Consider the following 24585-nt stretch of genomic DNA (forward strand, 5'->3'; position numbering starts at 1 on the left):
CGAAAGTTGACTTTGAAAAACGGTAAACGTGAAAAAACTTACTCTTTTGATCAGGTTGAGAAGTGGTATTGCCAAATTGAATCTGGAGGTGAAATTGTCGCTTTTGACCTTGTTAGTATTTTAGGAGCAACGGGACACAATCAATCTATCAAACACAATAATATTGAAAATTCTGGTTTTTTTATCAGAGTCAATGATATTGAATTTCCCACTTGGCAAATTAAATTCTATCCACGTGAAGGGAAGTTTCACCACCTTAAAGGAATTAAAGACACAGAAGAACAACTTCAACGCTGGTGTCGGATTTTTGATAATGTTATCAATGGAGAAGTGAAATGAATAAGATTATTTTTTCGTTCCTCATTTTCGGAATTGCTGGTTGCAGTTCAACAGCTGGAAATCATTCTATTTCAAATGAGACGAAGCAAAGTGTAAGCACGAAAATCAAAAATGGAAAAACCACGAAGAATGAGGTTCTTGCTTCCTTCGGCAAGCCAGGCCGTGAGACCAGTACGGGTAGTAATGAAGAACAATGGTTATACTCTTCTTATAAATCAGATATGACCGCATTAACTTATGTGCCTATTATTAATCTTTTTTCTTCTGGATCAGACACGCAATCAAAGTCATTGACTGTCACTTTTAAAGGAGACAAAGTAAGCGACTGGAATTTTAGCTCTAAATCCGACTCAGTTCATAACGGCTTTTAACTAAATGGCATGTAGAGGCATAATAGTCTCTACAGTCTTCTTCCTTTCCTTTTTTTCTTAACAGCATGTATTTTATCTGATAAAAGTGCTTTTTCGTATTTTGCTCTTTCCTTACTGTATATACTTTCAGCTTCAACATTGTTATTGATAACATAGTGAATTAAATACCTGAAAAGAAAAGTGAGTTCATGCTCATATCCCAAATGTTCTACAAGTCTGTCAGTGCTGTTTATCAAAGCATTTGATAGCATGGCAATAATCGTAAAACTATCTATTTTGTTATTTTGATTAATTGGCAAGTAATATTTTATGTAATATCCCACGCAGAAAAGCCAAATATATCGAATGATTTTCTCCTGTCCAAAACCAGACTCTTTCAATCTTTCAACATATTTTTGTAGCAACAGTATAAGTTTCTCTTCCTGAGAAATATATTTCAGTTTGTTCATAAGTTGCGTCCTTGCAATCAAATAAAATTGTCTTCCTGACATTGATAACTAGTAACATATAAATTTAATAAATCAATAGGCTTAAACTATTAATTGATAATTTTCTAATAATTTATTTTTAAATTATTTACCAAATATTTTACAGTTTATAAATAATACGTTATATATCAAGAATATAAAATAATTATAATGATTTAGGTTAAAGGAACCATTCTGGAGTTGACTCACTTTGCGATTTTTAACATCCATGCCGGCACGTCCGGCATTTTTTTTGACGATATTCTTTCCTTGCAGCTGTCCTCATCGAGATCATTCACCACGAGGGTTATCGCGCCGCGCTCGCCATTCCTTCAGTTGGTTGGCTGTTCCATTTTTACCCGGACCCCGTTCCCAGTTCTCAACCGATGGAACCTAAATATGCATTTTGATCACTTAGTATTTGAGCGCGCCCTGACAGGTGCTCTGATTAAGTTATATCTGATGATCAATTAAACAGGACTTATTATGAAACTCAATTACATAAAATCGAAATTGCTACGCGCATTAATGCTTGGTATGACAGTGATCAGTCTTCAGCTGCCTCTGGCTCATGCTGATGGCGGGATGATAAATGGTGAGGCTCAAGAGTCTCAGCAGGCTAAGCGTGTATGTTGTCTGCCAAACGGCGTGTGTCAAGACCCGTGCTATTAATGACTGCCTGAGGTGTCTCAACTGTTTTCAATGTCTTATTCGCGGACGCTGTTAAAGCGGCGGGCCTGTAAAATACGATCAAGTCTGCCGCTTATCGAATTACCTTTTACAACATTGAGTTGGGCAAGAATACCAGTAGATAAGTGCGCGGCGCCGGCAAGGTGTGCTAATTATTCACGGTCACGCTGAACAGGCGGGTGAACTGCCGCGACATCACGGTGACCCGTTTGACCGCATGCTTATTGCACAGTCGCAGATGGAGGGGTTGATCCTCGTTTCTGCGGATACGGTGTTCAGTCAGTACGGAATCAGACTGATGAATGCCCGAACCTGAAGCATCCATAACGCCGGTTTTCCGGCGTTTTAGCTTCTGATGCCTGGTCAGGTAATTACCCTGAACACTGTTTCATCTGGTGATCGGAAATGTTCAGAATTGATCAGCGCACACGGTTTTCGATTTGCCCCCCCGTGAAACGCTGACCTTACATCTACCTGATATCTTGATGAGAAATAAAGTGCTTCACCCACTTTTGCTTATCAGACCTGGAAAGTATCCACCATGCCACGTAATGCGTGGGCCTGCTCTGAGAGTGACTGCGAAGCTGATGAGGATTCTTCGACCAGCGCAGCATTATTCTGCGTGACGCCGTCCATCTGACTGACCGCCACGCTGACCTGAGAAATGCCCTGCATCTGTTCTGAAGAGGCCAGTGAAATATTATCCATTGCTTCTGCCAGCTCGCCCACCATACCAACAATTTTCAGTATGCTTTGCCCGGTGCCTGCCGCGACTTCAACGCCGCTTTCCACCTGTTCCACGGCCTGTTCAATCAGCTGCTTGATGTCCCGTGCGGCAGTAGCACTGCGCTGGGCAAGCGTTCTGACCTCGCCAGCTACTACGGCAAAGCCCCGACCCTCTTCACCGGCACGGGCAGCTTCAACCGCTGCATTAAGTGCGAGGATGTTTGTCTGAAAGGCAATACTTTCGATAACAGAGGTGATATCGCGAACCTTTGCTGCGCTAAGCGAGATGTCGTGCATGGTTTCTGACATGCGTTTTACGTCAGATTCACCTGTCCGGGCGAGGGATGCGGCTTCTCGCGCAGATACTGCGGTCTGTTGTGCGCCTGCGGTGTTGCTCTTAACGGTTGCAGTGAGCTGCTCCATGCTGGCGGCAGTTTCCTGAAGCGCAGCGGCCTGCTGCTCGGTACGGGAGGAGAGCTCCGTATTGCCCTGTGATATCTCGTCCGCAGCCAGTGCCACTGATGCGGCAGAGTCTTTAATCTGAGAAACCAGTCCCCGCAGGTTCGTTTGCATACCGTCAAGCGATGCCATAAGGCTGGTTGTGTCATTACGTCGCAGCGACACTGAGGTCGTCAGAATGCCTGACGCGATGGTAGCCGCCAGAGACTGGGCCTGTGCGGGCTCACCACCCAACTGACGCATCAGGATGCGGATGGTAAAGACGCAGGTTCCGACTGCCACGATAGCCGAAGTGGCGGCGAGCAGAATGAGTATCAGTGATGCACGATCGGCCGCCTTGCTGTTCTGCTCAACGGCGAACTGTGTATTTTTCATCTGTACCTGTGTCATGTCATTGAGGGCTTTCAGCAGAACGCTTTGTGCCGGACGCGTGACGTTCATAAGATAAATCGTGGCCTCCTGCGCCCGGTTAGCCAGTCCGAGCTGGCCTGCCTGCTCCAGCGCGGACAGTGCCGGACCTTCGGTTTCAACAATCTGGCTTAATACTTCGCGGCCTTCGGGCGTTGAATCGGTTTTCATCATCTCACCCAGAGCATGCCGGTTTTCAATATAAAGGGACTTCTGTTTCTGTAGTCGCTCCCATTCAGGTTTCATGGCCTGTGGGTCGGTGAGCAAAGCCATGTTACGCACCGCAATGCCCATATCCCTCAGCCCACCGCGCATGTCCAGTACCAGCTGATACTTTTTCATTTTGACGTTAACGGCATCATCCATACCATCGCTGGCCCGATTAAGCGCGTTCAGTGCAATGCTGGTGCAGATGATAAAAAGTATAATGAGCAGGCCAAAACCTGCGGCAAGTCGTGTTGATATTTTCATATTCAGTTCTCGTTATTGGGAAAAGATGTGTCGTTTTTGTTATCGGCACAGGCGAAGAAATATGCAGTTTCTGATAATTTCATCTGCTATCGGAGAAGTTATCGTGTGCAATTTCCGTTACAGAAAAAGGGTTTATGAATGCTGTTAACAGGCTGTCAACACAGTCCAACCGTCATGCTCAATCCAGAAAACCGGTTTTCAGCGTCTAATCCAAAAACGCCGTCAGGGTACAAAACTGGCTTTTGTGGCCTGACGGCGTTGCCCCGAAGGGGAATGTTTTTCCTGGAAAGCGTGAAAGAGTTTCGTATTGTCCGGTTTTTAATCACCGCCAGAATAGCAGCCCTGACTGAGACTATTCCTGGGGTGAATCCTGATGGCAGTACCTTCCAGACGCGCCGCAACGGGGGCAGGGCTGTTTGCCTGCTCTGTTCTGCTTGCCGGCTGCACTGACACAACCTCAACCGCGTCGCCCTATCCGTCGGGCCGTTACGTTCAGCCCGCACGCTTTGATGATCTGTACCGTAACCGCACGCCTGAGGTGGTCAGGTACGATCGCTATACGCTGGTCAGTACGCGCCCGGCAGATGCCCAGCTCGATCCCCTTAACCAGATGGTGGATATCACCATGCCGGCGCAACTGGTGAACACGGTAGGTGAGGGATTTCGTTACCTGCTGCTGGAGTCCGGCTACTCGCTGTGTTCAGCCACCACGTCGGCCTTTTCAGAACTTTTGAGTCGTCCGTTACCTGCCGTACAGCGCACGATTGGGCCGCTGAAACTCAGCGAAGCATTGCAGGTCGTCGCCGGTCCTGCCTGGCGGCTGAAGGTGGATGAAGTCAACCGCGAGGTGTGTTTCGGGTTACGTGACCAGTACCGTGACCTTTCCGCCCCGACAGCTGTGAAAATTTCAGTGGCCCCGCGCACCGCCGCTGTCAGCATGCCTACGGTAACGCCAGCCGTGTCGCGCACCCCATCCGCCACGCTCCCGCGCGACCCTTTCACCGGGGAGACGGTCGTCACGCCCGCCGCCGTGCTTAAATCTCAGAGTCTGCGTGTGCCCTCACCGGTCATCGCGGCAGCCCGAGCTTCAACGGTTAAACCCCCTGCTGCGCCGTCCGGCGTGGCACGCACACCACCCGTGCCGACATCCGGGTTGCAGAAACAGGCAGCCCAGGCGACCGGCAGCACGTCAGCTGCAAACCCGCCTGTTCAGCCCCGCGCCCCACGCCCCGTGACCTCGCTGCCTCCGGCACCGCCTGCAAGTGCGCTAACGCCCGCCTGGTCTGCCGGTACGCCGGTGACGACGCCGGTCGCCGGAGAAACATGGCGTGCCGACCCCGGTTCCACGCTGAAAGAGACGCTGACCGGCTGGGCATCAAAAGCACCGTGCAGCAACGGCGGCAACTGGGTGGTCATCTGGCCGGTATCACTGGACTACCGCATTGAGGCTCCGCTGGTCATGCACGGTAACTTCGAGTCCGTGCTGGTGCAGATTTTTGACCTTTACCGCAAGGCGGAGAAGCCGCTGTTTGCTGAAGCTAACCGCATTCAGTGCCTGATTTCCGTCAGCGACACGCCAGCGGGCGGAGGTCACTGAAATGGGATTCGCCCTGCCAGTAATGGCGCTGTGCCTGTTTATCGCACTGATGGCCGGTGAGGCACAGCGTCATGCCGGTGACCATATCCGCTATGGCGTGGCGCAGATCCTGCCTGACCAGCTGGCCGCTGAGATGCTGCGCACCGCTGATGCGGTCAATAACTGGCGTCACGGCCGTACGGTGGCCGACGGTCCCGTCAGTCCTGCGCAAACGGGCATGTTGCCCGCGCCTGATACCCGTATTCAGAGCGTCATTCAGGAAGGACGACTCTGGATATGGGTGCCTGCGACGCAGGGCGTCTTTGCCGCATTGCAGGACCGCTCGGTTACCTCTGCGCTGGCACTGATAGTCAGCGGCGGACGGCTGAGGATGGCGGACGGCACCGACATGAATCTGGCCCTGCCGTCCGGTATGACGGAGGGCAGCATTGTTTACCTTAACTAACTCCAAACGGGAGCTGCGGATGCGCTTACCTTTTTGCCTGACGGCGCTGGCCTCCGTGCTGGTGTTGTCATCATGTTCGCTGGACGAAATCAGCAGGATGGACAAAGAGGCCACGGGCCAGGCTGATACCGCGCAGCGCGTTCTGCAAAGTAGTCAGGCCGTTTCCCAGCCCACCGTGGTGTGGTCGGACAAGCCCTGGGTCAACCTGCAACCGGTCGCCCCGGTTGTCTCGACGCCCGATGAAAAGAACCTGCCAGCCTGTCAGGTGACGCTGAACCGTCCGGACGGTATCTCGCTGCCGGAACTGGGCCAGCGTATCACCGCGCTTTGCGGCATTCGTGTGTCCATCACGCCGGATGCATTTGCGGCGGTCAGCAACACCTCCACGGGCAGCGTCGTCACCTCGCAGATGCGGGGACAGCTGCCCGCACCCGATGACAACGGTCGCGTTCCGCTGGCCCAGATGGGCGGCACTTCCGGACAGACGGCCAGCGTGCAGAGTCAGCCATCACTGATCCGGGGCCTGAAATATCAGGGTGATGTGCGTGGCCTGCTGGACATGGCGGCGAGCGGACTGGGGCTGTCATGGCGAAGCGACGGCGGCGGCGTGTACTTTTATCAGCAGGACACCCGTACCTTCCAGCTGGTCATTCTGAACACCAAAATCAACAGCAGCGCGTCGATCAGCTCCGGGTCCGGTAACCAGCTGGGTTCCGGTGGGGGCACCAGTGGCGGCACAACCGGCGACGTCAGTTCGAATCAGAAAACGGACTACGGCCTGAACAGCGACCTGTATGACGACATCCGCAAAACCATCGAGCAGATGGTGACGCCGAAGTCCGGGCGCTTCTGGCTGTCGGCGGCCACCGGTACGCTGAGCGTGACTGATACGCCGGACGTTCTCGATCGCATTGGCCGCTACATCGAATATCAGAACAAAGTTCTCAGCCGCCAGGTGCAGCTGAACGTGCAGATAGTCAGCGTCACGCAGAGCCGTAACGAGCAACTTGGGCTTGACTGGGGGCTTGTTTACAAGTCCCTGCAAAACGTTGGCGCAAGCCTCACCGGTTCGATGGCCAATGCCTCAACCTCGGCGGCCAGCGCCGGGATTTCTATTCTGGACACCGCCACGGGCAACGCGGCGAAATTCTCCGGCTCCAGCCTGCTGATTAAGGCGCTGTCAGAGCAGGGCAACGTCAGCATGGCGCTGAATCAGACCGACCCCAGCGCCAACCTCACGCCGGTTGCCTATCAGCTCTCCAGCCAGAAGGGCATCCTGTCGAGCTCCAGCTCGACGGCCACGGCCAACGTGGGCGTGACCTCCACCATGACCACCACGACCATCACCACCGGGCTGTTTATGACCATGCTGCCGTTTATTCAGGAGAACGGCGACGTGCAGTTGCAGTTTGCGTTCAGCTATACCAGCCCGCCGAAGATTGAAAGCTTTGTCAGCCAGGACGGTAACACCCGTAACGATCTGCCGACCACCTCCACCGAGGGGCTGACGCGCAAGGTGAATCTCCGTTCCGGCCAGACGCTGGTGCTGACCGGCTCTGAGCAGCAGAACCTCTCGGCGGATAAGCAGGGCACCTTCACGCCGGGTAATTTTATCCTGGGCGGTGGTCAGACCGGCACGCGGGGACGCACCACGCTGGTCATCATGATCACCCCCGTTCTGTTGAGGTAAGCATGACCGTAATCAGTAAAAAAACAGCCGTGCGCACGGGCGTACTGGTCAGCCACCGCCGTCGCGAATGGGCGGCGGGGCTGCGCTGGGAAACGCCACACGGCGTGATGTCACGTCTGGTTCGGAGTCAAACATCGCCGGATACGCATGCCATCGTGGCGGGCCGTCATGGTATTGCAATGCACGGCTACCTGACGCCGGGCCGCATCCGCCGTGGCGTCTTCTCCCTTGCCGTGGCATTTCAGCTGGCAGAGGGGGGCAACGCCTGGGGCATTTATCGCCTGGACCGCGACCGGGACCTGTGGGTATTCCTGGCGACCAGTGGCGGCCAGCTCTCCGTCATGGGCGACGTTACCGGGACCCGTGCCCAGGTGGAGTCTGCGGCACAAAACTTCCTGCGCTTCAACGATGATGACGCCACGGGAATGCGCTGTGCCGCCGGGGCGGTCGAAGAGAAGCAGGCGATGTGGTTGACTGAACCGCTGTCACGGACACAGCTGAAGCGCTGCCGCCTGTGTAAGCGGTTGACGCCGGTCGGCGCTCTGCTGCCGCTGGCGGGTATCACCGTCCTGATTGCGGCAGGCGTTTACTGGCACGATGCCGTGCAGCAGAAAGCAGAGCAGGCCGCCGCTATGGCGGCTTTTCGTGCCAGACAGGCAATGGTCCCGGTGAAGCCCCTTCCTCCGGTTCATGCCGCGCATCCCTGGGTGGCACAGCCGACTTTATCCGACCTGTTGGATAACTGCTGGCTGGCGCGTGCGCCGTTGTTTGCCTCCGTGGCGGGCTGGCGTTTTACCAACGGTGAATGCGTGGCAGCGGGTCTGCGACTGCGCTATGTCGCCACGCCCGGCGCGACCGTCGAAGACTTTGCTGTTCGCGTGCGTCAGTTGCTGGGGCATTCTGCGGTGTTTAACCTTCAGGAAGGGGGAAAAAACGGTGACGTCTTTATTCCGTTCAGCCTCAAACCGACTCTAAAAAACATTGATGAAGCGGTGCAGGGCGCTGATGCCCAGCTGATGCGCTTTATCTCTCATCTCCAACGACACAATCTCAGCGTCACCTTTACCGAAGTCAAACCGCCCGCCGTTGCGCCGGGGCAGGCGCGGACCGCTCCGCTTCAGGACTGGCGTGAATTTACGTTTACCGTCAACACCCGCCTGCAACCGGAGCTGCTGCTCAGGGACTTCGATGCCTCGGGGCTACGTCTGAGCAGCGTGTCGCTCACCATGAGCCCGCAGGGGCGGTTCGATTACACCATTAAGGGGAGCATTTATGCGCAGAACTGATCCTGCCGGAGCCTGCCTGCTGCTGTCGGTCATGTTCAGCGGACCACTGCTGGCCGCCGGCACCGGCGACACGCTGCCACCAAACGTGACGCTGGGTGAACTGGAAGCGGTTCAGGCCCGAAATTTAATCCTTGAGCAGAAGGTGCAGACCGCACGGCTTGAACAGCAGCTGCGCGAGAGCCTTTCCCCGCAGTCCGCTGAGCGGAGCGCTCCGCTCATCATGCAGCAACCCGCCGTGACCCAGCCCGGTGCGGCACAACCCACATCCGCTGGCAGCACCGAAAAGACCGTGAGCGCCGTGCGATTACAGGAAATTTACGGTCGCGGTACGCAGTTGCGGGCCCGCATTCTTTTGCCCAACGGCGGGGTGACTGAAGTGGCAAAAGGGGACCAGATCCCCGGCACATCAAAGCGCGTCACCGAGGTAACGGCCACGGTCGTGCGCCTCAGCGACAACTCTGAACTCTCCTTCTGAGGTCAAGATGACACCCGATAAAGAGATCGTGGATTTTGTGTTTGCCGAGCAACATCCGGGGCAGGCCATCACGCTGCTTATTGACAGTAACCGGCGTCAGGACACGCGGGTGCAGCGCTGGGTGGTAAATATTACCCGCAACCATCCTGCGGCCCGGACGGAATTCGTCACGCTCAGCGAGCTGGGTCGCCGGCGCGAGGCCTCTGTGCGGCAGGGACTGGCAATCGGGGAAGATGACCTGAAACGCAGGGACATTAGCGTCTCTCAGGACCGGGTTATCGCCTATTTTCGTCTGGCTGAGGAGTTCAGTGCGTCGGATATTCATCTTGAAATCAGTGCCGACCGCAGGCTGTGTATCGTTCAGCTTCGTGTCCACGGGGAACTGGAAAGCGTGGATGAAGTGACCTATGAAGAGGGGCTGACCCTGGCCTCGACCATCTATATCTCGATGTGCGACGTGCGTGAGCAGTCATTTTTCGTCGGTCGCGAACAGTCCGGGCGCATTGATGCGAGATTTGCCCGCCGGGCCGGGCTGTTTGGTGCTCGTTACGAGCACCGGCCCACGCCGGACGGGCTGATTGTGGTGATGCGTACCATTCCGGATGACGGCGATAACATTCCCACGCTGCCGCAGCTGGGATTCCTGCCCGAACAAATCACGCTCATCATGCAAATTCTGCGTCTGCCGGAGGGCATGGTGCTGGTCACCGGCCCGACAGGGTCTGGTAAGAGCGCCACGCTACGTGTGTTCAGCGATATCTGGCTGACGCTGACGGGCGGTAAAAAACGTCTTCTGACGCTGGAAAACCCACCTGAAGGACGCATTCCCGGCGCAATCCAGACGCCGGTAATGCCGGACAATAACTCCCCTGAGGCCATCAGCCGTGCCTGGAATAACGCCAATGCCTCCGCGCTGCGCCTCGATCCTGATGCCATCCTCAACGGTGAGATGCGTGATCTGCATTCCCTGATTGCGGCGATTTATGCCAGTGAGACCGGGCATGCACTGTTTTCCACTATGCACACGCAAAGCCCCATTGGTGCCCTGCGCCGTATGGAGCATTTTGGCGTGGACCGGCATCTGATTGCGGATGCCTCCCTGATTACCGGCCTTATTGGCCAGCGGCTGGTGCCCCTGTTGTGTGAACACTGCCGCCTGCCGTGGGCTGTGCACGCCAGCCAGCTTGATAACGACAGCCGCGCGCGTCTGATTAAATACTGCACGGTTGAGGGCGTATGTTCACCGGAAAATCTCTTTTTCCGCAATCCGGAAGGCTGTGAGCACTGTCGTAAAACGGTGCCGCTGACCGGTCGCATCATCAGTCGCGGGGGCACCGGGCGCATGGCCATCGCGGAAGTGGTGCGCACCGATGCCCGTCTGATGCAGCTGTGGCTCTCCCACGGTCCGGCGGATGCCCGTCAGCACTGGGTCAATCAGGGGGGTATCACCCGCCGGATGCACCTGATGCGTTATCTGGCAGAGGGGCGCGTTGACCCGCTGGAGGGCGATTTAATCTGTCCGCTGGATGAGGATGACACCATGCGCTGCGAGGTGCCACATGAGCACTGAACCCCGTTTCAGCCCGCTTCGTGAGATGTCGCTGCCGGAATGGCTGCGTTACCGGCTGGTCAGGGCCACGTTTTCAGGTCAGTACCGCCAGCCTTTTTATGAAACGCTGCGTTTTCTGCTTGAAAACCGCAAGGCGCTGAAAGAGGCATTTACCCTTATAGGCGACGTGCATACGGATTTTGGCCGGCGCTGGCACCCGTATTCCGAACTTATCCAGGACTGTCTTGAAGGCGTGCGCGACAACCGGCCCGGTCGCTCGCTCAGGGACGTGCTGGCCGCATGGGCACCAAATGAAGAGGCGGCGCTGATCAGCGCGGGCATGGAGACCGGCAATATTCCCCGTGCGCTGTTGCAGGCGGATAAGCTGATTGTTGCCCGCCGGCGCATCATCGGACAGGTCATCTTTGCCTCAGTGTATCCGGTCGCACTGGCCCTGCTGAGCGCGGGGTTGCTCAGCGCCAATAATCAGGCTCTGGTGCCCACGCTGAGCAAAATTTCAGATCCAGAACGCTGGACCGGTGCGTTGGGAATAATGAACGGTGTGGCGCACTGGAGCAGTGACTGGGGCATGGTGGCGGCAGGGGGCGGTGTGAGTCTGATCCTGCTGGCGTTCTGGTCACTGCCGCGCTGGTGCGGGCGACTGCGCAGTTACGCCGATTTCCTGCTGCCGTGGTCGGTTTACAAAGACCTTCAGGGGGCGGTGTTTCTGATGAACGTTGGCGCATTACTCGGTGCCGGCGTGCCTGAGCTGAAAACCCTGCAAACGCTGAACGGGTTTGCTTCACCGTGGCTCCGGGAGCGGATTGAAGCCGCGATGGACTGTATGCATGACGGGAATTCACTCGGTCAGGCGCTGCGCAACTGTGGGTATGACTTTCCCAGCCGGGAAGCGGTTAACTACCTTTCCCTGCTGGATAACGGCGACGGTGCGGCTGAACTTATCGGTAATTATGCCGACCGCTGGCTGGAGCAGGCGCTGGTGCGCGTTGCCCGTCGGGCCAACGTCACCAAACTCTTTTCCCTCGTTCTGATTATGAGTTTTTTCTTACTCATACTGCTGATGGTGATGCAGATTCAGGACATGAACGCCATCAACCCTCATTAAGGAAACAGCATGTCAGTACAAACCTTACCGCAACCTCAGCATCAGCCCGATCGCGGCTGGGGCGTTCTTGAACATGGCAATATTGCGCTGGGCACCATCGTGGTGATCGCCTTTGTCGGGAGCATGATTTATGGTCTTTGGGGTAAAAAGTCGGTTGCCGTTGAAACCACCAATATCCAGTCGCTGGTGAGTAGTGCGCAGCAGCTTAAGCAGGGGCAGGGCGGTTACAACTTTACCAGCGGATCAACGATGACAGGAACGCTGATCCAGCTGGGTGGCGCACCCAAAGGGATGACCGTGCAGGGAACGGCCAGTTCAGGTTCAGCGACGCTCTGGAACAGCTATGGCGGTCAGGTCGTGATTGCACCGGTGGCATCAGATGGCTTCAATAACGGGTTTTCCGTGACCCTGGAGAAAGTTCCGCAGGCAGACTGCATTGCCATTGCTACACAGCTCGGTTCTGCGGGAGCGTTCAGCGCCATAACCCTGAACAGCACGGCGTACAGCGACGGTATCGTTACAGCAGAATCAGCCGGTAAGGCCTGCTCAGAGAACAGCGGTATGAGTGGTAATAACACGCTGGTATTCACGCACAACGGGTAACGACATGCTGCGCCTGCTGATCCTGCTGCTCATCTTTTTTTGCCCCCGGACAATGGCCTTTTGCTTTGACGCAGCGGGCGCGAAATACCATATCGATCCGCTGCTGATTAAGGCCATTGCGATGGGTGAAAGCAACCTGCGCGCCACTGCTATCAATATCAATCGCGATAAAAAATCCGGGCGTATGCTGAGCACCGACTATGGCCTTATGCAGGTCAATTCGACGCATATTCCGCTGCTGTCAGCAGAGGGGGTTATCAGCAACTCCCAGGATCTGCTGACCCGTCCCTGCCTGAACGTGCAGATTGGTACCCGGATACTGGCGGCCCATTTTCAGGTCTGTGGCATCAGCTGGAACTGCCTCGGCTCCTACAACGCTGGTTTTCGCAGGGACCGTCATGAGACACGCGAATCTTATGCGGATCGGATTTATGCCATTTATCGTCAGCTGCTGCTGAAAGAACGGGGAATACCACTTTGACGCTGATGACCTTGAGCATGCCGTGGCCCTTTGCGGTGTTTATTTTCCCGCTGTGCCTCAGCCTTTTCCGCTATATGGCACGCACTGTGCGGCTCAGCATGATGACCACGGAACACCGCATCCTTTTTTTTTGTTCTCCCTCCGGGCACGCGGAAATACGATGGATTTATGCGGGAGTCGTTACCGTTATTTTACTGGCCCCGGTACCCGTAACGGACCGTGTGCTGGCCTGCGTTTTTTGCCTTTTTTTATTCAGGCTGTCGCTGACCGATATGGTGACGGGCCTGCTGCCCCGCGAGCAGACGGTCAGATGCCTGATTGCGGGTCTTATCACTGCGCTGTTCTCAAACGATTTTACGTCTCATCTGCTCTCTTCAGGCGCTGCGCTGCTGATTTTCAGCGGCTGGCGCTACCTCAGTGGAAAACTGAGCGGGCGTGAGTGCCTGGGGCTGGGCGACGTCTGGCTGGCTGGCGGTATCGGGGCCTGGCTGGGGGGGACTGCCGGGCTTTATGCCCTCCTTACCGGCGTGGTGCTGTTTGTGCTCTGGCAAATCTCCGTAAACCGCCTGCGGGAGGGCGGGCCAATGGGGCCGTGGCTGAGTGCCGGGGCGATCGTCATGACCCTTATCAGACTTTATCATCCCCTAATTACATGGTGACCTCTGTGCTCAAGCAACCACATACCGATCGGGGCTGGGCGATACTCAGCACGGGCGCTGCGCTGATTATTCTGCTGCTGGTCAGCGTCTGGGGCTATTCGCAGGTCGGCGACTGGCTGACCCGACGGGCATGGATGAATACGGCGGCCCAGACATCTCGTTTTACTCAGGCGGTAAAAAGCTATACCGGCCGTTATTACGACACGCTGCTGGCCGGGGCACCGGTCACCGTGACGCCTGCGATGCTGAAGAATACCGGCTTTCTGGAGCAGGGATTCAGTGAAACCACCACGGACGGGCAGGGCTATCAGGCGGTCCTGATACGTAATGCCACGAATACCGATCAGTTGCAGGCGATGATTTATACGCAGGGCGGTACGGCGCTGCCGTTTATGGCCCTGCGTCAGATATCGATGGATATAACCAGCGGCATGGGTGGCTATATCTGGACCGCAGGTGTGGCAACAGGTGCGGCGGGCGGCTGGAGCGTGCCATTATCAGGTTTTGGCGTCAGCGCCACGCAGGGGCATATCGCGGCATTACTGACAGCCGATGAACTGGGCGTTGCACGCGGTGAAAGCGACAGGCTGTATCGCTTTTCAGTTACCGGCAAGCCTGACCTCAATACCATGCACACCAGCATCGATATGGGCGGCAATAACCTGAATAACACCGGAACGGTGAATGCGGTGACCGGCACATTCAGCGGCAGCGTGACCGCCGGTGGCAACATGTCGGCAAACGCCACCGTGAGCGGACAGAACGTCACAGCCGGGACCGACGTGACGGCGGGCAACGCGATGACGGCCAACAATGATATACGTTCAAACAACGGCTGGTTTGTGACCCGTGACGGCAAAGGCTGGCTTAACGAAACATATGGTGGCGGTTTCTACATGTCGGACAATGACTGGGTCAGGGCCGTTAATAACAAGAACATTTACACCGCCGTTCAGATTAAAGGGGGAAGCCTGCGTGCAGACGGGCGTTTGTCCACGGGAGAGGTGTTGCAACTCGACGGAATCAATACGGCGGGGGCAGGGTGTTCGCCAAATGGTCTGGTGAGTCGTGATACTGTAGGTCAGGTTTTATCCTGTCAGAGCGGCGTGTGGAAACTGCAAGGTGTTCCCCTCGATACCTTCACGGTACAAAGCAGCGGAACCTGCCTTAACCTGGTATCGCAGACGGCATATTGTCCAACGTGTTCCAGGCTGGTCTCCGGAGGATATATGCAGACTAAATGGACCGGGGGTGCGAACAACAGCCCTGACAGCAGCTATCCGGACGTGAGTGCAAACGGCTGGACCATTACCACGCCGAACAATGGATCCTCAACATCGTGTTTTGTTTCGGTTGCGAGTTGCGCAAGATTGTGAAAGGTATGTAAGCAATGTACCGTTGTCTTCTGGAATAGCTAAAATGATACCTCTATATGGATTAGCTCAGATTTTACCTAACTTAAATGGATGACAAATTACAGGATTAAGTTCTATACTATTCGAGTAATAACTCAAATCGCAGACAGTGATAGAGTCTTGGAGAAAAAGATTCTGAGACGAAACTGTCAATATGGATATTATAAATGAAAAATATCGAGCCTCCATTTAAAATTTTCAAATCCCATCTGGCTGATGCTTTTTTTATCACTCCAGAGAAATTATATAGGGAGTTTAAAGTTCATCTTGAGAAAATAGATAAATTTCAAAATGGACGTATTTATTTTATCGTTAAAAAGCCAAAATCTAGATTCAAAAAAGTAAAAATAAATAAAGACTGTTCTATATCTTTTAAATATGAAAGTCAGGGTTTTTTTTCAAAGTCTCATCGAATTTTAATTTCAGAAATCCTTCTCAGGCTAAAAATATTAGATGAGGGGCTCCTTTTGTCAACTAGTGAAATTAAAAATAATCTTATATATGTTGAAAGTACCAATCCCGCTTTGCGCAAGAGCGATCCAGAATTAAAAATTATTTACGTCACTCAATCCACGGAAAGAATGGATAGGAAAAATAGAGCATTAACTATCAAACTACTACCTAGCAGTTTGAGCAATCATCATCAGGAAGGAATAGAACTGCCGCTATTTGCTCATCAATTGTTAAGAGATACCGGTGATAGCAACGTTAAATGCGAAATCTTATACATCGGAAAAGCAAATGAATTGAAAAAAAGAATGAAAGGTCATGGGCATTTACAGCAGGCGCAAGCGGAATGTTCTGACGCTGAAGAAATTCATCTCTATTTTTTTACACCAAAATACGAATCAATGAGTTTGCACGGATGCTATATTGATTTACAACCCAGAGACTTACTTGAGCTTGCAGATGAAGATAAGGTTCTTATTTGTGAGGTTGGGTTAATTAATTACTTCAAGCCAAGTTTGAATAAAAATCATAAAGATTCAGATATTGTAAAAAGTGGAACTCTCAAAAAAATAAGTGATAGGGGATGCACTCATTTTATAATGAATTGTATGTTTGATGAGGATGATTATTTCTTTGGGACTGATAGTGTTGAATATAAAGGATGCCATAAAAAAATTTACACCTTATAAAATGCCGCAGCACGTAAGTCATGAAGCAGTGATTAATGACTCACATCTACAATCATCTACTTCCTAAAGGCAGTTAGATTCCATATAAGCGACAGCATTTTAAGAAATGGACATTTCTAAGGACCATTGATTAGAAAATTCTTGTGAACCTGAACACATCGTAATCGCGCGGAAACACCCTATAGCAAAATCTTCAAAAATGGCTGATGAGTTAATCATCGCCATTACCTGACGTATTCAGCACCTTATGGCTGTTCTGCACAGCAGCTATAAGGAATCCAGCAATGTCTCTTCATCGCGCTTCACCCGACCCCGAAGGTCGGGACGAGGCTGAACAACAGCAATTGCACACCGAAACGCCTTCCGTTTCATCAGTGCCATCAGGTCAACGTTTTCCTCTGAACATTCGGCAGGCTGTGCGCACCGGCGGCATGGTTGTGCTGGGTGTTACCGTGCTTTTTTCAGTTGTTGCCGTGGTGATTATGTCGGGCAAAATTTCTGACCTGACCATCCGGGTTAACTCACTGGATGCTGCATTCCGTAACGGACAGATTGGTCAGCTCACCTCAAATGTTGCCGCGATGGAAACGCGTCTGAAGGCTCTGGAAAGCCTGCCTGCTGAGGTGGTGAAGATAAAGGCAGACACAGGGGCTGACGTGGCCGCCATTCAGGCTTTGCGTCAGGAGATTCAGCAACTGCACGATGCCGGCAACGGCAGTCAGCAGGATATTGTTCAGCTGTCGAACCGGCTCGGTTCCCTGGAGCACAGCGTTCAGCAGTCTGCCACGGCACTTGAAGCGGTGAATCATCAGCTCAGTCAGAAATCAGCCGAACCCGAAAAGCCAAAAAACGCGCCCTCCCAGTCAGCAACCTCCCCGGCAAAAGCGACCCCCTCAGCAAAAAAGATTAAGCGGTCAGTCAGGCGCACAGTGACGCCGGCTGCACCGTTCGTCATGACCGGCATTGAGCATCGTGGCGGTCAGACTTTTGCTGTGGTTATTCCGCGCGGCGTGTCGCAGATATCGTCAATGCGTCTGCTCTCGGTGGGTGATGGCATCGACGGCTGGACCCTGCGCGACGTTGAGGGAAATCGCTCGGCGCTGTTTGTGGTTAATGGCCGTGAATACCGGCTCTTTATTCAGTAACAAGGAAAAACCCAAATGAAAAAGAGAATGCTGACGGCATTGTTATGGCTGCCCCTGCTGGCCCCGGCCGCGTCGGTGCAGACGGCTCAGACGCACAGCAACGTCACGCAATCACAGCAGTCTGTCACCGGGGCCGATAATTCCGTGCAGCAGGCGCAGCAGTGGTCCCTTTCCGACAGTGACTGGAGCCGCTATCAGTCGCTGATGCAGGGGCCCAGAGGGATTATGTCGCCGGGAATTGATCCGCTGACTGCGCTGGGCGTGGAGACGGACAACAGCGCCGAGCGAAGGCGGCTGGCTGAATTGTGGGTGAAGCATGAATATCAGCGCAGCGAAAAAGAACTGGCGTTCCAGCGTGAAATCAATGCCGCCTGGTTGCGCCTTTATCCTCAGACGCTATCGGTCAACATGGGCAGCAACGCGGGCGGTATTGCCCATGACACCCAGGGGCGTCTGGCGCTGTTTGTCAGGGATAACTGCACGCGTTGTGATGCGCGTCTGGCGTCGGTACTGGCCGATAACCGCCCGGTCGATATTTATCTGGTGGGCGACGAGAGTGATGAAGGCATTCGCGCCTGGGCCGTGCGCCACAACATTCCGGTTGAGAAGGTGCGTAGCCGGCAGATAACGCTGAATCATGATAACGGCCTGTGGTTACGCTACGGGCAGGGTCAGATGCCGGTTATCCTGCAACAGGGGGAGAGCGGATGGCAGCTGGCCGCCTGGTAAGTGCGTTCTTACTGACACTCTGTCTGATGACGGGCGCAGGCGGTGAAACCGCATCCGCCGCCACGTCCGGACAGAGCGTTCCGGAGGCTTACCGTCAGATTGCCGCTGCCGAAGGCGTACCTGCCGAATCCCTCTATTCGCTGGCGATGGCTGAAAGTACCCGGAAGACCGCCTGGGGCAGCAAGCCCTGGCCCTGGACGATCAACGTGGCGGGCAGGGGGTATCATTATGAGACCCGCGAGGAGGCATTCAACGCACTGCTGGGATTTATTCAGCGCTGGCCGCTGAAGAACATCGACGTGGGCATAGCGCAGGTGAATCTGGGCTGGAACGGCCATTTTTTCCCCTCATTTCGTGATGCGTTCGATCCGTTGCTCAATCTGCACGCCGCTGCCCGCATTCTCCGCGCCTGCTACGACGCACGCCCCGGCAGCTGGATACGTGCAGCCGGGTGCTACCACCATCCCGCAGGCGGCAGGGCCGCATCAGTCTATATGGCCATCGTGAGCCGCAAACTGAATCAGTTAACCACACCTTCGCAGGGCGAATTTAAAGGCCAGCCGCTGGCGCTGGCCCGTTCTTCACTGACCTGGATTGAACCCAAATGACACGCATACTGCGCCATATTTTATCAAGACTGATTTTTACAGGTGCTCTCATCGGCACTGTGCTGGTCGGATTTTCGGGCCTGCTTATCTGCACAACGTTTGCAGAGGCCTCGCTGACCATCGTGGGTGATCTGGGCGGTCAGTCCACCGCACCGCTGTTTGATGCGGTGAACGCCGACCCCGGAAAGCAGGAGACACCGGAAAACCTGCAACCGCCTGCGTCGCTGTCGATATCGGACATGCTTCCCGTCAGCACGCCGGAAATGACGCCCGGTCAGTTTGCGTCGCGTCCGCTCAGCCTGCCGGGCATGCCGTCTGTATTCGTGGTGGGCGATGACCCGCTTTCACGAAGCTGGCTGACGCAGCACGGGGCGGAACTCCGGCAGCAGAACGCCACGGGCATGGTGATCAACGTCCACGATGAGCCGGCGCTGACCACGCTGCGCCAGCTGGTTCCGGGCGTGGAGATGGTTCCGGTCAGGGGCAGCGATTTGTCACACCGACTAAATCTCACGCACTATCCGGCGTTAATTACGGCAACGGGCATTTCACAATGATGTTATCGGCAATGGTGATGGACGTGCTGCGTGTGCACCCGTTTTATTTGCTGATTGCGGTTCTGACGCTGCTCGCGGTCGCGCTGGCATACGGACGTCAGTCGGCCAGCCAGCGCCGGCACCGGCGCTATCAGAAACAGGCCGTCAGGGCGCTGTCCCGCCTGCCACAGCTGCGGGACGAGGCCGCCCGCTTTGCCTGGCTGCGTAAAATGAATCCTTACGTCTTTGAAGAAATGTTACTGACGGCACTGTCACGGCAGGGATATCGCATCCGGCGCAATTCCCGCTACAGCGGGGATGGCGGAGCAGACGGGCAGGTGTGGATTGATGGCCGACGCTGGCTTATTCAGGCAAAGCGCTATTCAGCCTCCATCAGTGCGGGACACGTTGCTGATTTTGGCCAGCTTACCGCGCGGGAAGGCTGCCGGGGGCTTTTTATTCACACCGGGCGCACTGGCGGCGTCAGTCTGGACGCATTACATCGTTATCCCGCTGTCACCCTGATAAGCGGACAGCGGCTGCTCTGGTTGCTGGAGGGCAATCCCCACTGGCAGAGTCAGGCTGAGCGGGCAGGCCGTTCAGCAAAAACATCAGACCTTCACTCCCCGGTTAACTCCCATACCCGATAAGGAATCGTTATGCCCACATTTAAAACATTATCAGACAATTTTATTCGCCTTCCCGGCAACAACCTGCCGATGGAAATTTTAACCGAACTGATGCTTTTCCTCTTCCGGGCCTTTGTGGTACGTCCCATGATTATCTTTTGCTGTGGCTTCGTTATTTTTCTCATTCCGCTGCCGGTTGCCATTTTTATATTTCCGTCGTTCAACGTCCTGGCGCTGGTAGAGGGCATTGCGCGAAACGAACACCTCTCCTCCTTGTTGCTTCCGTGGCTGTTCATTATGGGGCTGATGACTGAGATGATTAACGTTCTGCACTGTCTGATAGTCTGGCCGATGAACCGCTACAGCAACAGCGGGAGAGGCCGATGAGCAATCGCTATGTGATGGAATCCATGCTCCGTCCCGCCGTTGAGCTTTACTCGGCGAGCGTTGCGGGCAGCGCCACCGTTATCTGCCTGACCGCCCCGTGGGCGGTTGCGCTGGCCCCCTCCGTCAGCTGGGTAACGGCGGCGGGCTTTGGCGTGCTGGCGCTGAGGCGTACCGCGCAGGGGATGAAAATCATCCGCTACCGCCGTAACATCCGTCGCCTTCCGCGTTACCAGCTGGCCAGCGATCAGATCCCGGTCAGCCGTCGTCACCTCTTTCTGGGAAAGGGTTTTCAGTGGTCGCCACGACATACCCAGCGGCTGATGGAAGCGCGTCGCCCGGAGAGTGAAATTTACGTACAGCCCTCCGTGCTTTACCGCATGGCGCGTGAGATGGAAAAAAAGATGGAGTACAGCCTGCCCTGGCTGTGCCGTCTGACCCGTAAAGACTCTGCTCTGAACCCGTTCCGCCCCCTGCCGCCGGTCGGTGGCAGCCCGATGTTTCATGGCGTGGAGCCGGACGAATCGTCGGTGAGCTTTGACCTGGGCGAGCGCGTGGGTCATATGCTGGTCATCGGCACTACCCGCGTCGGAAAGACCCGCCTGGCCGAGCTGCTGATCACCCAGGATATTCGCCGGATAAACGCCGCCGGTGAGCATGAAGTGGTGATTGTTTTTGATCCGAAGGGCGATGCAGACCTGCTACGTCGGATGTACGCCGAATCGCATCGCGCCGGGCGGCAGGATAACTTCTGGGTGTTTCATCTCGGATGGCCTGATATCAGTGCCAGGTACAATGCCGTCGGGCGTTTCAGCCGTATTTCTGAGGTCGCCTCCCGCGTTGCCGGCCAGCTTTCCGGGGAGGGAAATTCCGCCGCGTTCCGTGAATTTGCCTGGCGTTTTGTCAACATCATCACCCGTGCGCTGGTTGCCCTGGGGCAACGGCCGGACTACGGGCTGATCCTCCGGTATGTCACCAACATTGGCGAGTTATATGAAACCTATGTAGAAAATCTGCTGAGTGAGAAAGCGCCCCAGCTGATGGCCACGGTCGATGCGCTGATGCAGAGTGGCCTGAGTGAAAAGGATTTGCCGCGTCATTTACAGGGCAGGCCTAACGGTCTGAAAATCTGGGTCTCCGAGCAGGTGCTGGGCAGCCCGGAGGGAAAAAAACTCTGGGATCCGGTACTGGATGGCCTGCGCAGCGCCGTGCAGTATGACCGCACCTATTTCGATAAAATTGTGGCCTCCCTGCTGCCGCTGCTGGAGAAGCTGACCACAGGTAAAACAGCGGCGCTACTGGCCCCCGATTATACCGATTTGGACGATCCGAGGCCGATTCTGGACTGGCACAATATCATCAAATCACGGGGCGTGGTCTACGTCGGCCTCGATGCTTTATCTGATTCTGTCGTGGCCGCAGCGGTAGGTAACAGCATGTTTGCCGATCTGGTCTCCGAAGCGGGTCATATCTACAAGTTCGGGCTGGGTGACGGTGATGACGGGCACGCTGCTAAGGTGACCATTAACCTGCACTGTGATGAGTTCAACGAACTGATGGGCGACGAATTCATTCCTCTCATCAACAAGGGGGGCGGTGCCGGTTTCCAGGTGACTGCCTACACCCAGACGTTGTCGGATATTGAGGCCCGGATTGGCAGCGCAGCGAAGGCTAACCAGGTGGTTGGGAACTTCAACACGCTGGTGATGTTGCGCGTGCGGGAGAAAAACACCGCCATGCTGCTGACCGATCAGCTGCCGGACGTGGATGTGTACCAGAAAACGCTGACCTCCGGCGTGACCGACGTCTCCAGACCGGGTGAAGGCACCGACTTTAACAGTAACGTCAACGATCAGGTCAGCCTGATCAAAGTGCCGATGATAAGCCCTGCCGACATCATCAATCTGCCTAAAGGGCAGGCATTCGCGCTGCTGGAAGGCGGGCGATTGTGGAAAATTCGCATGCCCCTGCCGGCAAATGATGATGATCCGCATATGCCTGCCAGTCTGAAGCAACTGGCGGATGATATGGAGAAGAACTACCGCAGCGGTGAAACGTGGTGGACAGGCGGTGATATGAGCCATGCCGGGGGGATAGATGTCGCAGTCTGACAGTAATAACGACAGGCAGCGCAGTGCGCCTTCGCAACCTCGCCAGTCAGGCTTTTTTGGCACACTGCTGTGGGATTTTCCGGTCAGCCTTATTGGCGTCCTGCTGGTCAGCCTGCTGATTGAATATGCCTGCATTGCGCTGTTGTGGCCGGAAGCCGGCGCGTCGCACAGTTACCAGGTGATGCTGGCGGAGAGTCACTGGCTGTCAGAGGGATATACCCGCAGCCTGTTGATTTCCGCGCCGGTGCAGACCACCAGTCGGTGGGTGCATCTGGCCTGGCAATGGCTTTTTGTGGACAGCGGCTTCAGCCAGTGGATGCAGTCATTTAAAACGCTGAGTGAGAAGGGCTCCGGGCTGATCCCCGCGCTTAACGGGCTGGGCGCTTCGCTGGTCAGCTGGCTGAGCGTTTATTTACAGGCCACGGTGTGGGTAACGCTGATTTTCTTTATCCGGGTGATGATTCTGTTCCTGAGCCTGCCGCTGTTCGGGCTGGTGATCCTCACCGGCATTGTTGACGGGCTGGTGCGCCGCGATCTGCGGCGCTACGGGGCAGGGTATGAGTCCAGTTTTGTCTATCACCACGCCAAACGCTTTATCAAACCGGCACTGTATGGCCCCTGCATGCTCTATCTGGCCTGGCCCACCGCCGTCTGGCCAAACCTCATTTTACTGCCATCAGCGATTCTGGTCGGTGGGGTGCTGGCCGTGGTGACGGGGGCATTCAAGAAGTATTTGTGAGTGATGTTGTTAGGTATGAATTAGAATTTGGCCCTAATGAATGTATTTCTAATGAAAAAATTTTCGCTGCCGATATGTTTATTACCAAAATTCAGAGGATTAGCTATGCCTAAGCATGATATTGCCTGTGTAGGAGACTTTTTAAAGATAGTTAATTTAGTTGCTAAGAAAAATGATAACCGGCAACTGTATTTCCGTGGTCAATCTAATGAAAAGTGGGGAATTGAATCAACACTTTGTAGGTTTTTGAAATCGAATGTTATAAAGCCTTTATCTGTGAAGGGTATGAGGAAAGATTTGGCACTCAAAATTATGCATTCTCGGTTGGCATCAGAACTATTTGATACTTTCAAAGATAAGTTTGTTCTGTACTCGGAAGTTAATATTATCAAAGGGTACGATTTAAATGACATTGACCTACACGTTATGGCTCAGCATTATCGATTACCGACGCGTGTGGTCGATCTTTCCAGAAATCCTCTGATATCACTTTACTTTGCTACGGAAGAACGTTCACCTGTTAATGATGTTGCTGTATTCATTTTAAAAGGTGGCTATAATGAGGTGTCAAGCGGTGTCTTTCAGAATAAAATAGAAGTTTCTCGTGAAAAATATCTAAAATTCTATCAGTTAATGAAACCGTTTATTCAAAAGGCAGACGGGGAAAATATAATAAATACGCGCGAGGCAATTAAATTCTTGGATAGTTACGATGCTAATTTTTTTGATTTAAGCCAAGAAATTATACTATGTGAAGGTAATGGTGATCCAGATTATATAGCTCTCCAACACGCTTTTGGTCTGAAAGATGATAAAGAAATAACAAAATTGCTAAATGACTTTGTCAAAGATGATGGGTTTAACTACCGGCAGTCCCACAGCTCAATCAGTATCTATAATCCTGATTTACAGATAATTTCGCCTCTTCCAATTAATCAGCGCATCAAAAATCAGCAAGGTTTGCTGCTTTTTTCAAATATAATCAATAAACCAATTTTCGAAGATGGTAGTTTTACAGAAAAAAATACGATTCGGAATCTAGGTGATGGGATGCAAGATTTTTCAGAAAGTAATTGTTTAAAAGTTGTAATTAAAAAAGAGAGTGTTAATGCCATAAAAGCTGAGCTTGAACATTATGGAGTGTCTCGGGAGTTTATTTACCCGGAGCTAACGGAATATACTTTATATATGAAAGAGAAAATTTTAAAGAAATATATTTAATGTCTGCGTATTGAAAATTTCTTAAATTCTATTTTCATCTTTAGTGTTTACCTGTCCCCTTTATGGAGATTGTCATTATAAATTTTG

General features: G+C 53.8%; 26 protein-coding genes. 24 read left to right on the top strand and 2 right to left on the bottom strand.

The window, feature by feature from the left end; all coding sequences use genetic code 11:
* Both BG55_RS11060 and bamE read left to right on the top strand, forming a co-directional pair.
* Positions 1-339: DUF4755 domain-containing protein (locus BG55_RS11060; RefSeq protein ID WP_034937568.1), on the top strand; the 339-nt coding region annotated here is incomplete at its 5' end.
* Complete coding sequence (bamE, locus tag BG55_RS11065) at positions 336-710, top strand: SEN1984 family lipoprotein (RefSeq protein WP_034932962.1); 375 nt, start codon at positions 336-338, stop codon at positions 708-710. The genes BG55_RS11060 and bamE, both read left to right, overlap by 4 nt.
* A 29-nt stretch (positions 711-739) precedes the next feature.
* Here bamE and BG55_RS11070 read toward each other — a convergent pair whose 3' ends face one another.
* On the bottom strand, positions 740-1159 hold the full coding sequence (locus BG55_RS11070) for a hypothetical protein (protein ID WP_034932960.1): 420 nt from the start codon (positions 1157-1159) through the stop codon (positions 740-742).
* 853 nt (positions 1160-2012) lie between these two features.
* Between BG55_RS11070 and BG55_RS22570 the strand changes: the two genes are divergently transcribed.
* The gene (locus BG55_RS22570) at positions 2013-2183 is read left to right on the top strand and encodes a type II toxin-antitoxin system VapC family toxin (protein WP_152542748.1); all 171 of its coding nucleotides are present in this window, start codon (positions 2013-2015) and stop codon (positions 2181-2183) included.
* 203 nt (positions 2184-2386) lie between these two features.
* Here BG55_RS22570 and BG55_RS11080 read toward each other — a convergent pair whose 3' ends face one another.
* On the bottom strand, positions 2387-3931 hold the full coding sequence (locus BG55_RS11080) for a methyl-accepting chemotaxis protein (RefSeq protein WP_034937571.1): 1545 nt from the start codon (positions 3929-3931) through the stop codon (positions 2387-2389).
* 373 nt (positions 3932-4304) lie between these two features.
* Here BG55_RS11080 and pilL2 point away from each other — a divergent pair, with 373 nt between their 5' ends.
* The 21 genes from pilL2 to BG55_RS11185 all read left to right on the top strand — a co-directional run bounded on the left by pilL2 (position 4305) and on the right by BG55_RS11185 (position 24498).
* Positions 4305-5528 carry a PFGI-1 class ICE element type IV pilus protein PilL2 gene (gene pilL2, locus BG55_RS11085; protein ID WP_034937574.1) on the top strand — a complete coding sequence of 408 codons (1224 nt, stop codon included), beginning with the start codon at positions 4305-4307 and terminating at the stop codon, positions 5526-5528.
* Position 5529: 1 nt separating this feature from the next.
* Positions 5530-5973, top strand: a complete 444-nt coding sequence (pilM, locus tag BG55_RS11090; protein WP_034937577.1) for a type IV pilus biogenesis protein PilM — start codon at positions 5530-5532, stop codon at positions 5971-5973.
* A gap of 19 nt (positions 5974-5992) precedes the next feature.
* Positions 5993-7663 carry a PilN family type IVB pilus formation outer membrane protein gene (gene pilN / locus BG55_RS11095; protein WP_034937579.1) on the top strand — a complete coding sequence of 557 codons (1671 nt, stop codon included), beginning with the start codon at positions 5993-5995 and terminating at the stop codon, positions 7661-7663.
* A 2-nt stretch (positions 7664-7665) separates the two neighbouring features.
* Positions 7666-8949, top strand: coding sequence for a type 4b pilus protein PilO2 (gene pilO2 / locus BG55_RS11100; RefSeq protein WP_034937580.1), 1284 nt, complete (start codon positions 7666-7668; stop codon positions 8947-8949).
* Positions 8936-9424 carry a type IV pilus biogenesis protein PilP gene (gene pilP, locus BG55_RS11105; protein WP_034937581.1) on the top strand — a complete coding sequence of 163 codons (489 nt, stop codon included), beginning with the start codon at positions 8936-8938 and terminating at the stop codon, positions 9422-9424. The genes pilO2 and pilP overlap by 14 nt, the downstream gene beginning before the upstream one ends.
* Positions 9425-9431: 7 nt before the next feature.
* Positions 9432-10994 (top strand): GspE/PulE family protein, encoded by a 1563-nt coding sequence (locus BG55_RS11110; protein ID WP_034937583.1) that lies wholly within the window; start codon positions 9432-9434, stop codon positions 10992-10994.
* Complete coding sequence (locus tag BG55_RS11115; RefSeq protein ID WP_034937585.1) at positions 10984-12099, top strand: type II secretion system F family protein; 1116 nt, start codon at positions 10984-10986, stop codon at positions 12097-12099. The genes BG55_RS11110 and BG55_RS11115 overlap by 11 nt, the downstream gene beginning before the upstream one ends.
* 9 nt (positions 12100-12108) lie before the next feature.
* A complete protein-coding gene (locus tag BG55_RS11120; RefSeq protein ID WP_034937586.1) occupies positions 12109-12702 on the top strand; it encodes a type 4 pilus major pilin in 594 nt (197 codons plus the stop codon).
* A 4-nt stretch (positions 12703-12706) separates the two neighbouring features.
* Positions 12707-13183, top strand: coding sequence for a lytic transglycosylase domain-containing protein (locus BG55_RS11125; protein WP_034937588.1), 477 nt, complete (start codon positions 12707-12709; stop codon positions 13181-13183).
* Positions 13180-13842 carry a prepilin peptidase gene (locus BG55_RS11130; RefSeq protein WP_034937589.1) on the top strand — a complete coding sequence of 221 codons (663 nt, stop codon included), beginning with the start codon at positions 13180-13182 and terminating at the stop codon, positions 13840-13842. Before BG55_RS11125 ends, BG55_RS11130 begins: the two co-directional genes overlap by 4 nt.
* 5 nt (positions 13843-13847) lie before the next feature.
* Positions 13848-15218, top strand: coding sequence for a shufflon system plasmid conjugative transfer pilus tip adhesin PilV (gene pilV / locus BG55_RS11135; protein WP_235192750.1), 1371 nt, complete (start codon positions 13848-13850; stop codon positions 15216-15218).
* Between the two features lie 206 nt (positions 15219-15424).
* Entirely contained in the window at positions 15425-16396 is a 972-nt protein-coding gene (locus BG55_RS11140) for a hypothetical protein (RefSeq protein ID WP_034937592.1), read from the top strand.
* A 284-nt stretch (positions 16397-16680) separates the two neighbouring features.
* Positions 16681-17541 (top strand): hypothetical protein, encoded by an 861-nt coding sequence (locus tag BG55_RS11145; RefSeq protein ID WP_034937594.1) that lies wholly within the window; start codon positions 16681-16683, stop codon positions 17539-17541.
* A gap of 15 nt (positions 17542-17556) precedes the next feature.
* The gene (locus BG55_RS11150; RefSeq protein WP_034937596.1) at positions 17557-18270 is read left to right on the top strand and encodes a TIGR03759 family integrating conjugative element protein; all 714 of its coding nucleotides are present in this window, start codon (positions 17557-17559) and stop codon (positions 18268-18270) included.
* Positions 18271-18296: 26 nt separating this feature from the next.
* Positions 18297-18878, top strand: a complete 582-nt coding sequence (locus BG55_RS11155; RefSeq protein WP_235192754.1) for a transglycosylase SLT domain-containing protein — start codon at positions 18297-18299, stop codon at positions 18876-18878.
* Positions 18875-19435, top strand: coding sequence for an integrating conjugative element protein (locus tag BG55_RS11160; RefSeq protein ID WP_084276280.1), 561 nt, complete (start codon positions 18875-18877; stop codon positions 19433-19435). The genes BG55_RS11155 and BG55_RS11160 overlap by 4 nt, the downstream gene beginning before the upstream one ends.
* Positions 19432-20064: a restriction endonuclease gene (locus BG55_RS11165; RefSeq protein ID WP_071995009.1), complete on the top strand. Its 633-nt coding sequence runs from the start codon at positions 19432-19434 to the stop codon at positions 20062-20064. Before BG55_RS11160 ends, BG55_RS11165 begins: the two co-directional genes overlap by 4 nt.
* A 9-nt stretch (positions 20065-20073) precedes the next feature.
* Entirely contained in the window at positions 20074-20430 is a 357-nt protein-coding gene (locus tag BG55_RS11170; protein ID WP_052018796.1) for a hypothetical protein, read from the top strand.
* Positions 20427-22538 carry a type IV conjugative transfer system coupling protein TraD gene (gene traD / locus BG55_RS11175; RefSeq protein WP_034937600.1) on the top strand — a complete coding sequence of 704 codons (2112 nt, stop codon included), beginning with the start codon at positions 20427-20429 and terminating at the stop codon, positions 22536-22538. Before BG55_RS11170 ends, traD begins: the two co-directional genes overlap by 4 nt.
* Positions 22525-23277, top strand: a complete 753-nt coding sequence (locus BG55_RS11180) for a TIGR03747 family integrating conjugative element membrane protein (RefSeq protein WP_034937601.1) — start codon at positions 22525-22527, stop codon at positions 23275-23277. Before traD ends, BG55_RS11180 begins: the two co-directional genes overlap by 14 nt.
* Positions 23278-23382: 105 nt before the next feature.
* Positions 23383-24498 carry an FRG domain-containing protein gene (locus tag BG55_RS11185; RefSeq protein ID WP_034937603.1) on the top strand — a complete coding sequence of 372 codons (1116 nt, stop codon included), beginning with the start codon at positions 23383-23385 and terminating at the stop codon, positions 24496-24498.
* Positions 24499-24585: the final 87 nt, after the last annotated feature.

This window comes from Erwinia mallotivora (assembly GCF_000590885.1).
GTDB lineage: Bacteria > Pseudomonadota > Gammaproteobacteria > Enterobacterales > Enterobacteriaceae > Erwinia > Erwinia mallotivora.